We start from the raw sequence: 6,879 nt of genomic DNA, 5'->3' as shown, positions 1-6,879 counted from the left end.
GGAGAAGGTACCGCCGGTCAGGTCTTCCAGGGTCAGCTTGCCTTCTTTCGCCTTGGCGCCGAATTCGCCGATCTTCTTCTCGATTTCAGCGATGGACATCTGGTCGGCGTTGCGCAGGATCGGCACCACCAGGCCGCGTGGGGAGCCCACAGCGATACCGATGTCGAAGTAGCCGTGGTAGACGATGTCGTTGCCGTCAACCGAAGCGTTCAGGATCGGGTACTTCTTCAGTGCGTGCACCGCGGCCTTCACGAAGAAGGACATGAAGCCCAGCTTCACGCCGTGTTCTTTCTCGAACTTGTCCTTGTACTTGTTACGCAGGTCCATCACCGGCTTCATGTCCACTTCGTTGAAGGTGGTCAGGATGGCGTTGGTGGACTGGGACTCAACCAGGCGCTCGGCGATACGTGCGCGCAGACGGCTCATTGGCACGCGCTCTTCCGGACGGTCGCCCAGGTTTGCCGGAGCGGCAGGTGCGCCAACTTTCGGCAGCGATGCTTTAGGAGCGGCTGGCGCCAGTGGAGCTGGAGCAGCTGGCTTCGGTGCTGCGGCAGCAGCCAGGGCGTCGCCCTTGGTCACGCGGCCATCGCGGCCGGAACCGGCGACGTCGGAAGCGGCGATGCCGGCTTCGGACAGGATCTTGGCGGCGGCAGGCATTGCCACGTCGCCCTTCGCGCCGCCAGCAGCTGGTGCGGCGGCTGCAGGAGCAGCGGCTGGTGCAGCAGCAGGCGCAGCAGCGGTTGCGGCCGGAGCCGAAGCGCCCGCGGTTGCAGCGGTATCGATGATGGCGATCACTTCGCCGGCAACGACGGTGGCGCCGTCGTTCTTGATGATCTGAACAACGACGCCGCTGTCAGGTGCCGGCAGTTCCAGAACAACCTTGTCGGTTTCGATGTCGATCATGTTTTCGTCGCGGGTCACTGCCTCGCCGACTTTCTTGTGCCAGGCCAGCAGGGTCGCTTCAGCGACGGATTCCGACAGTTGGGGAACTTTAACTTCGATTTGTGCCATGTTTATTTAACTCCGTGTCTTTTTGTTTGTGTGCGCCGCCCGCGCTGATTGGCGGTGCGGCGCGCCCGCATGATTACTTGGTCAGAATGAAGCCCTTCAGCTTCGAGAATGCCGTCTCCAGCAGATCCTTCTGCTGTGCATAGTGCTTGTCGTAGTAACCGACAGCTGGCGATGCGGAAGCAGGACGGCCGGCGTAAGCCAGGCGCTGGCCCGATTCCATGGACTCGAAGATGTTGTGCTGGATCTGGAACCATGGACCCTGGTTCTGCGGCTCGTCCTGTGCCCACACCACTTCGGCCAGGTTCGGGAACTTCTTCAGTTCAGCAGCGAAGGCCTTGTGCGGGAATGGATACAGCTGTTCGATACGGATGATGGCCGTATCGGTTTGGCCGCGGGTTTTGCGGGCATTGGCCAGGTCGTAATACACCTTGCCGGAGCAGGCGATCACGCGCTTGACCTTCTTGGCGTCGATCTTCTCATCGACTTCACCGATCACGGTCTGGAAGGCGCCTTTGGCCAGTTCGGTCAGTGCCGAACCTGCGTCCTTGTTACGCAGCAGCGATTTCGGGCTCAGGATGACCAGTGGCTTGCGGAACTGGCGCACCATCTGGCGACGCAGCACGTGGAAGATCTGCGATGCGGTACTCGGCTGCACAACTTGCATATTGTTGTCAGCGCACAGCTGCAGGAAGCGCTCTGGACGTGCGGACGAGTGCTCAGGACCCTGGCCTTCGTAGCCGTGCGGCAGCAGCAGCACCAGGCCGGAAGCGCGGCCCCACTTCACTTCGCCGGAGCTGATGAACTGGTCGATCACAACCTGGGCGCCGTTGACGAAGTCGCCGAACTGGCCTTCCCAGATGGTCAGGGTGTTTGGCTCGGCGGTCGAGTAGCCGTATTCGAAGCCCAGCACTGCCTCTTCGGACAGCACGGAGTCGATCACGGTGAACGGCGCCTGGCCTTCAGCGATGTTCTGCAGTGGGATGTAGGTGCCGGCGTCCCAACGTTCGCGGTTCTGGTCGTGCAGTACGGCGTGGCGGTGGGTGAAGGTGCCGCGGCCCGCGTCCTGGCCGGTCAGGCGGACAGCGTAGCCGGAGGACACCAGGGACGCGTAGGCCAGGTGTTCGCCCATGCCCCAGTCCAGGTTCACTTCACCACGGCCCATGGCGGCGCGGTCGCCCAGCACTTTCTCGACCAGCGAGTGGACTTTGAAGTCTTCCGGCACGGTGGTGATACGGGTGGCCAGGCGCTTCAGTTCGGTCAGCGGAACAGCGGTATCGGCCGCGTCGGTCCACTTGCGGTTCAGGAACGGCAGCCAATCAACGGCGTACTTGTTCTTGAAGTTGGAGATCACTGGATCGACGGTGTGCTTGCCGGCGTCCATCGCAGCGCGGTATTCGGCCACCATGGCGTCGCCGCCATCGGCCGGGATCACGCCCTGGGCGATCAGCTTGTCCGCGTACAGCTTGCGGGTGCCTGGGTGCTTGGCGATCTTCTTGTACATCAGCGGCTGGGTCAGCGCCGGGGTGTCCTGCTCGTTGTGGCCCAGTTTGCGGTAGCAGATGATGTCGACAACGATGTCCTTGCCGAACTGCTGGCGGTAGTCCAGAGCGATCTGGGATGCCAGCACTACAGCTTCAGGATCGTCGGCGTTCACGTGCAGCACCGGCGCTTCGATCATCTTCACGACGTCGGAGCAGTAGATGGTGGAACGTGCATCGCGCGGATCGGAAGTGGTGAAGCCGATCTGGTTGTTGATCACGATGTGAACAGTGCCGCCGGTGCCGTAGCCGCGGGTCTGCGCCAGGTTCAGGGTTTCCATCACAACGCCCTGGCCGGCGAATGCTGCATCGCCGTGCACCAGGATAGGCAGCACTTGCGCGCCTTTGACGTCGCCGCGGCGGTCCATACGGGCCTTCACGGAACCTTCAACCACCGGGTTGACGATTTCCAGGTGGGACGGGTTGAACGCCAGCGACAGGTGGACCGGGCCGCCTGCGGTGGAGATGTCGGACGAGAAGCCCTGGTGGTATTTCACGTCGCCGGCCGGCAGGTCGTCGGCGTGCTTGCCTTCGAATTCTTCGAACAGGTCCTTAGGCGCCTTGCCCAGGGTGTTCACCAGCACGTTCAGACGGCCGCGGTGGGCCATGCCGATCACGATTTCCTGCACGCCCTTTTCGCCGGCGCGCTGGATCACTTCGTCCAGCGAAGCGATGAATGTTTCGCCGCCTTCCAGCGAGAAGCGCTTCTGGCCGACGTATTTGGTGTGGAGGTAGCGCTCCAGGCCTTCAGCGGCGGTCAGACGCTCCAGGATGTGCTTTTTCTTTTCGGCGGTGAAGTTCGGGGTGGAACGGATCGATTCCACGCGCTCCTGCAGCCAGCGCTTTTCGGCCGGGTCGGAGATGTACATGTACTCCGCGCCGATCGAACGGGTGTAGGTGTCTTTCAGGAAGTTGGTCAGGTCGCGAAGGGTCGCGGTCTCTGGACCAAAGTAGGTGTTGCTGATGTTGAAGACGGTGTCCTGGTCGGCATCGGTGAAGCCGTAGAAGGATGGTTCCAGTTCCTGGATGTTCGGACGTTCCTGGCGCTGCAGCGGGTCCAGGTTTGCCCAGCGAGAGCCAAGGTAGCGGTAGGCTGCGATCAACTGGGTGGCGGCCACGCGCTTGCGGCCCATTTCGGCGTCGCCGGATGCGACCACGGTGCGGATTGGACCGGACTTTGCGCGCTCGGCGAAGGAGGCGATTACGGACGAGTGGACGACGTCTGRCTTGGTGGAACCATCGACAGCCGGTACGTGCTGCATGGCGTCGAAGTAAGCGCGCCAGTTATCTGGCACGGAACCTGGGTTCTGGAGGTACGCTTCGTAGAGTTCCTCTACGTACGGCGCATTCCCCCCAAACAGGTAGGAAGTGGACGTCTGTTGTTGCATCATTTTTGCTCACCTTTCTTCGCGCTTCGCGAGGAATTAGCGGGTTAATCTAACCTTCCGCGACACGGCCTGACCGGTTAGCGGATTGCACATCAAGTTGTGGGGGAAGGGCTCTGTTGTTTCCAGAATTTCCAAAAACGGTCGCCTAGCATAGCACGATGCGTTGAAGAGCAACAACCTTCGCCTTTATTTGGCTTGCCTTCTTTTCAATCATGAGTTTTTTACCAAGTGATAAACTCCGTCAATGCACACCTTAGAAGATCTTCGCGCTGGCCGGCTGGCCGGCATCACGCGCTTGCAACTGGCTTGCGGTCTGACGGAATTCCCACCTGAGATTTATTCGCTGGCTGATTCGCTGGAAATACTCGACCTTTCCAATAACGCACTTGTTGAGCTTCCGGATGACCTGCCGAGGCTGCATCGGCTGAGGATTATTTTCTGCTCTAATAATCCCTTCACGCATCTGCCGGAAGTGCTGGGATCGTGCAGCGAACTGACCATGATCGGCTTCAAATCGTGCCGCATCCGCACGGTATCGGCGCGCGCGCTGCCGCCGCGGCTGCGCTGGCTGGTGTTGACGGATAATCAAGTGGAGTCGCTGCCGGAGGAACTCGGTTTGCGTCCGCTGCAGAAGCTGATGCTGGCGGGGAACCGCCTGCGCACCCTGCCCGCGTCGCTGGCGGGCTGCTATACGCTCGAACTGCTGCGCCTCGCAGCCAATCAATTGACCGATTTGCCGCACTGGCTGGCCGGCCTGCCGCGCCTGTCCTGGCTCGCCATCGCCGGCAACCCATTCGATCTCCGCGCTCCCGCACCTGCCGCCCCTGCCGCCCCTGCCGCCCCTGCCGCGCCATCCGCAGCCATGCCGCCCGCCTTTTCGCGCGGCGCGCAGCCCGGCACGCCCGCCAGCGACTGCCCGGACGTGCCCTGGTCCGCGCTGCACATGGGCTGGCAGCTTGGCGAAGGCGCCTCCGGCGTCATCTTCGCCGCTACGCTGGGCGAGCGGCCCGTCGCAGTCAAGCTATTTAAAGGCGCCGTCACCAGCGACGGCCTGCCTGACTCCGAAATGGACGCCTGCATCGCCGCGGGCGCCCACCCCAACCTCATTCCCGTGCTGGGCCGCGTGATCGGCCACCCGGCGGGAACGCACGGTTTGGTGCTGACCCTGATCGATCCGCACTACCGCAACCTGGCCGGCCCGCCCTCGCTGGACAGTTGCACCCGCGACATCTACGCAGCCGACAAACGCTTCGATTTACAGTCGGCCCTGCGCATCGCCACCGGCATCGCCTCGGCGGCCCGCCAACTACACACGCGCGGCATCCTGCACGGCGACCTCTACGCGCACAACATTCTGCATTGCTCGCAAGGCAATCCTCTGCTGGGTGACTTCGGTGCCGCAGCTTTCTATAACCCGGACACAACCTGGCTCCAGCGCCTCGAGGTACGCGCCTTTGGCTGTCTGCTGGAAGAACTTCTCGACCGCATCGAGGCCCCGCCCGGCGCTCAAGCCGTCGCGCTGCTAACGACCCTTGCTGCCTTACGCGACGACTGCCTCGCCGCCCCGCCCGCCCGGCCGCTGTTCGCACAAATTGAGCGCCGCCTCGCCGCGCTAGACAAATCGATCTAGATAATTTATTCTAGGTTCATGAGCACGAACGCCCTCCCCAAACCAACCGCCGCCGAACTGGAAATGCTGCGCCTGCTGTTTGCATCAGGCGGCTCGGCAACGGCACGCCAGGTTCACCAGGCTGCCGTCGAAACGCGTCCGGACATGCAATACGCCACGGTCCTGCGCACGCTGCAGGTCATGCACACCAAAGGTCTGCTGACGCGTGACGAAAGCCAGAAAGCCCACGTCTACGCGCCCGCCCAGGAAAAGGACTCGCTACAGACCAGCCTGCTCAAGGACCTGATCCACAAGGCGTTTGCCGGTTCCGGCAAAGCGCTGATCCTCGCCGCCCTGCGCGGCGGCCACGTCACCGCCAAGGAGCGCGCGGAAATCCAGCAGCTTCTCGACGAGGAAAAGTAAACCCACGGCAGAAGCAGGTGGCAGCCACATCGTGGCTGCCACCAGGGTTACGCCTCTGGTTTTATTTGCTCTTGTCCGGATAAGCCGGGCGCGGAGGCCGGGATGGCGGGGTTTTCGTCAGCTCGGCCTTGATCACTTCGATGGCCTTCTCCAGCTGCGGATCGTGACCGGCGATGACGTCGGCCGGCGTCTGCTCGACTTCGATATCGGGCGGCACGCCGACGTTTTCGATGCCCCAGCCGCCGTCGCGTGTCCAGAACGCCAGGTTCGGCGCGGTGATGACGCCACCGTCCAGCAGGACCGGGAAGCCGAGAATACCCACCAGCCCGCCCCAGGTGCGCTTGCCGATCAACGGGCCAAGCTTATTTTTGTGGAACATCCACGGCAGCAGATCACCTCCGGAGCCCGCCGTTTCATCGATCAGCATCGCGCGTGGCCCCTGAATCGACGCGGACGGCGTCTTCATATCCGCACCATAGCGCATCGCCCACCACGCAATCTCCTGCTTTTGCAGAATATCGATGTAGTAATCGGCCAGGCTGCCACCGCCGTTGAAGCGCTCGTCGATAATCACCGCATCCTTATATGACTGCGGGAAGAAGTAGCGCTTGAAGTAGGTATGACCCAACGTCGCAGTATTTGGCACATACACATAAGCCACGCGTCCATTGGTCGCCTCGTTGACCTTGCGGATATTCCCCTCCACCCAGTCGCGGTTGCGCAGCGCATCCTCGCTGGCGACCGGCACCACGGTAATGGTGCGCGAGCCCTTGCCATCTGCGTTCGCACCGACCGTGATGTCGATGGCGCGGTTGGCACTATTCTCGAAAGCGCTATACAGATTGGTCGGCGGCGCCAGCGGACGGCCTTCCACCGCCAGCAGGTACTCCCCTGCCTTCACGTTCAGGCC

General features: G+C 62.3%; 5 protein-coding genes. 2 read left to right on the top strand and 3 right to left on the bottom strand.

The window, feature by feature from the left end; all coding sequences use genetic code 11:
* Together sucB and AB4Z11_RS18295 are read right to left on the bottom strand one after the other, a co-directional pair.
* The coding region (gene sucB, locus AB4Z11_RS18300) for a dihydrolipoyllysine-residue succinyltransferase (protein ID WP_442026695.1) at window positions 1-1,011 on the bottom strand (1,011 nt) is incomplete at its 3' end.
* Between the two features lie 73 nt (window positions 1,012-1,084).
* A complete protein-coding gene (locus tag AB4Z11_RS18295; RefSeq protein WP_442026694.1) occupies window positions 1,085-3,940 on the bottom strand; it encodes a 2-oxoglutarate dehydrogenase E1 component in 2,856 nt (951 codons plus the stop codon).
* A 241-nt stretch (window positions 3,941-4,181) separates the two neighbouring features.
* On the opposite strand from AB4Z11_RS18295, the gene AB4Z11_RS18290 reads away from it, so the two are divergent.
* Together AB4Z11_RS18290 and AB4Z11_RS18285 are read left to right on the top strand one after the other, a co-directional pair.
* Window positions 4,182-5,567: a leucine-rich repeat-containing protein kinase family protein gene (locus AB4Z11_RS18290; protein WP_442026692.1), complete on the top strand. Its 1,386-nt coding sequence runs from the start codon at window positions 4,182-4,184 to the stop codon at window positions 5,565-5,567.
* Between the two features lie 18 nt (window positions 5,568-5,585).
* Window positions 5,586-5,969: a BlaI/MecI/CopY family transcriptional regulator gene (locus AB4Z11_RS18285; RefSeq protein WP_442026690.1), complete on the top strand. Its 384-nt coding sequence runs from the start codon at window positions 5,586-5,588 to the stop codon at window positions 5,967-5,969.
* 61 nt (window positions 5,970-6,030) lie between these two features.
* On the opposite strand, the gene AB4Z11_RS18280 is transcribed toward AB4Z11_RS18285, so the two are convergent.
* A partial coding sequence (locus AB4Z11_RS18280; protein ID WP_442026689.1) for a S41 family peptidase occupies window positions 6,031-6,879 on the bottom strand: 849 nt, incomplete at its 5' end.

This window comes from Pseudoduganella sp. RAF53_2 (assembly GCF_052113985.1).
In the GTDB taxonomy this organism is placed as follows: domain Bacteria; phylum Pseudomonadota; class Gammaproteobacteria; order Burkholderiales; family Burkholderiaceae_D; genus Rugamonas.
Note: the sequence above shows the minus strand (reverse complement) of the source record. Positions and strands in the feature narration are given on the sequence as shown.